Origin of the sequence: Trebonia sp. (assembly GCF_049794275.1) — a bacterium.
Lineage (GTDB): Bacteria > Actinomycetota > Actinomycetes > Streptosporangiales > Streptosporangiaceae > Trebonia.
Genome location: NZ_JBARCR010000884.1, coordinates 1 through 2,235, shown reverse-complemented (window position 1 = coordinate 2,235; position 2,235 = coordinate 1). Strand labels below are relative to the sequence as shown.

The window sequence follows — 2,235 nt, the reverse complement described above, 5'->3', positions numbered from 1 at the left end:
CTGCCGCTCGTTTTCGGCACGATCCCCGCGGACGTCGCGCTGACGGTCGCCGGCATCGCCGGCCTGCTGGCAGCCCCGTGGCTCACCTCGGCCGTCGCCTCGCTCGACGCCCGGGTCGCCTCGGCGCTGCTCGGGCCGAGCCGCGCCGAGGAGCTGCAGCACCGGGTGGAGCACCTGACTCAGACCAGGGCCGGCGTCGTCGACGCCGCGGACGCCGAGCGCCGCCGGCTGGAGCGGGACCTGCACGACGGCACCCAGCAGCGGCTCGTCTCGCTGGCGATGAACCTGGGCATGGCCAGGGCGCAGGCCAGCACCGCAGAAGAGGCGCTGGACGCCGTAGCGGAAGCCCACGAGGCGGCCAAGGCCGCGCTCGCCGAGCTGCGGGACCTGATCCGCGGGCTGCACCCGGCCGTGCTCGAGGACCGGGGGCTCGACGCGGCGCTGTCCGGCGTGGCGGCGCGGATGCCGATCCCGGTCCGGCTCACCGTGGACCTGCCGCGCCGCCCGTCGCCGGTGGTCGAGGCGGTCGCCTACTTCGTGGTGTCCGAGGGCCTGGCCAACATCGCCAAGCACGCCCAGGCGTCCCAGGCGGAGGTGTTCGTGCAACGCACCGGAGACAGGCTGCACGTTATCGTCACCGACGACGGTGTGGGCGGCGCCGACCCGGCCCGCGGCACCGGCCTGGCGGGCCTGGCCAGGCGCGCCGAGTCAGTGGACGGGACCTTCGAGGTCACTAGCCCGCCCGGCGGGCCGACCGTGCTTTCCGTGGACCTGCCATGCGCCAGGTAACCGCCGCGCCCGGCACCCGAGGCACCAGCACCCGAGGCACCGGCGCCCGGGGCACTGGCCGCTGGATCTGGGTCGTCAGCGGCCTGGTCACCGTCGTGGCGCTCGCCGTTCCCGGCGCGCACCTCATCCTGAACGCCGGTACCCCCAGCGCGCAGGGGAATATAGCCGCCATCCCGACCCGCACGATCACCATCACCCAGCCGGTCACCAGCCTGAACGTGCAGAGTTACGGCGCGCCGATCCAGATCACGACGGGGTCGGGGCCCGACGTCACGGTCGCCGAGGCGATCTCCTCCTCGGGAGACCCCTCGCCCGCCGTGACCGCGCAGGTGACCGGAGGGCAGCTGACCCTCGCGGCCCCGGGGTGCGCGCAGTCGGACTGCAGCGTCGGCTTCACCGTGACCCTGCCCACCCGTGTCCCCGTCACGGCCGCGAGCTCAGGCGGCGACATCATCATCTCCGGCGCCGCCGGGGCCAGCCTGGACTCGGGCGGCGGCGCGGTGCGGGCCACCGGCATCACCGGATCCCTCGGCATCACCAGCGAGGGCGGCCCGGTGCTCCTCGACAGCACCGCCGGGGCGAACGTCGACTCCGGCGGCGGCGTGGTGCAGGCCGCGAAGATCTACGGGCAGCTCACCGTCACCACCGAAGGCGGTCCTGTGATCGTCAGCGGCCTGACCGGGGCGCTGCACGCCGACACCGGCGGCGGCAACCTGATCGCGGAAGGGGTCAGCGCGTCGACGGCGTCCGTCACCGCCGAGGGCGGCGACGCGCGGCTCGGATTCGCCACGGCACCGGACAGCGTGCAGGTCGACACCGGAGGCGGTGCCGCGGACCTGTCCGTGCCCGGCGGCCCATACGCGCTGACCGCCGATGACGGCGGCGGCGGTCCCGAGCTGATCTCGATCGCCACGAACCCGGCCGCGACCCGCTCGATCATCGTCAGCACCAACGGCGGCCCGCTGCGCATCGACGCGGGAGCGGTCGGCGGCCAGAAGGTCAGCGTGAAGACGGCAACCGGCGGGCCGCCGAACCCGCCCAAGCCGCCGGTCCCGCCGAAGCCCTAGCCCGGGCGGACCGCGATCGCGCGCAGGTCGGCGGCGGCGCCGGTGAGCTGCCTGCCGTCGGGCCACACCGCGAGCAGCCGCCTGGTCAGGTCGAGTCCCCGCACCGGAACCGCGCGCAGCGTGCCGGCCGCCAGTTCCTGGGTAACCGCGAGCGAGCTGAGCACGGCAGGGCCGATGCCAGCGGCGACCGCCGCCTTGATCGCGGTCGTCGACGAAAGCTCGGCGACGGGCGAGACGCGCTCCAGGCTGGCTTGCGCGTCTAGCGCCTCCTCCAGATAGCGCCGCGTCCCTGAGCCCGGCTCGCGGGCCACTAGCGGCGTGGCGGCCAGTTCGGCGGCGGTGATGCCGGACCGCCGGCGGACCCACGGGTGCCCGGGGC

Annotated in this window: 3 protein-coding genes; 2 read left to right on the top strand and 1 reads right to left on the bottom strand. The window is 75.1% G+C overall.

Translation table 11 applies throughout. The annotated features are described in order from the left end of the window. Both WA805_RS22800 and WA805_RS22795 read left to right on the top strand, forming a co-directional pair. Positions 1-789 (top strand): sensor histidine kinase (locus tag WA805_RS22800; protein WP_425243363.1); only part of this gene is annotated, 789 nt, incomplete at its 5' end. Next, entirely contained in the window at positions 777-1,856 is a 1,080-nt protein-coding gene (locus WA805_RS22795) for a hypothetical protein (RefSeq protein ID WP_425243362.1), read from the top strand. The genes WA805_RS22800 and WA805_RS22795, both read left to right, overlap by 13 nt. On the opposite strand, the gene WA805_RS22790 is transcribed toward WA805_RS22795, so the two are convergent. Further along, on the bottom strand, positions 1,853-2,235 hold a 383-nt coding region (locus WA805_RS22790; RefSeq protein WP_425243361.1), incomplete at its 5' end, for a LysR substrate-binding domain-containing protein. The two genes, WA805_RS22795 and WA805_RS22790, sit on opposite strands and share 4 nt — an antisense overlap.

Coding starts and splice junctions, on each gene's coding strand:
- WA805_RS22795 (WP_425243362.1), top strand. CDS start 777: ATGCGCCAGGTAACCGCCGCGCCCGGCACCCGAGGCACCAGCACCCGA.